This window comes from Serratia sp. ASV30, from assembly GCF_016428815.1.
Lineage (GTDB): Bacteria > Pseudomonadota > Gammaproteobacteria > Enterobacterales > Enterobacteriaceae > Chania > Chania fonticola_C.
Genome location: NZ_JAELTL010000211.1, coordinates 1 through 414 on the forward strand (window position 1 = coordinate 1; position 414 = coordinate 414).

Below are 414 nucleotides of genomic sequence, written 5' to 3' on the forward strand. Positions count from 1 at the left end.
GAACCTTTGTCGTGATATCTCATGTGGAACTATTTTTAATGAGAATCATGGGTTTGGGTATCATATGCATATAAAGAATAAGAAAGATAGAGAGCCTTTCATATTGACGTTTGACAAAAAAGAACCATGTTTTATTAATTATAATGATTCCATTTATTGGGCTCCACATAACGAAGGGAATTATAAGAAAACCGTAGACATCCATAACCCCAGCAAAGGTTTTTTAAAGGATATTAGAAAGGTGTCTAGATTATTCTTAGGGAAATTCAAAAAGTCTGATTTCTTAAATTTGCCATCTGATAGTAGCATTCTTTATGATGGGACTATTGATTGTAAAGAGAATGATAGTAATGATGAGCACCAATGTAATATAGAAAAACATAAATAATAACTGGCAGTTAATACTGCCAGTTA

At 31.4% G+C, this 414-nt stretch carries 1 protein-coding gene; it reads left to right on the forward strand.

Annotated features, from left to right (window positions below):
• Positions 1-388, forward strand: a 388-nt coding sequence (locus JHD74_RS26775) for a hypothetical protein (protein WP_233169706.1), incomplete at its 5' end; no start/stop codon positions are given.
• Positions 389-414: the final 26 nt, after the last annotated feature.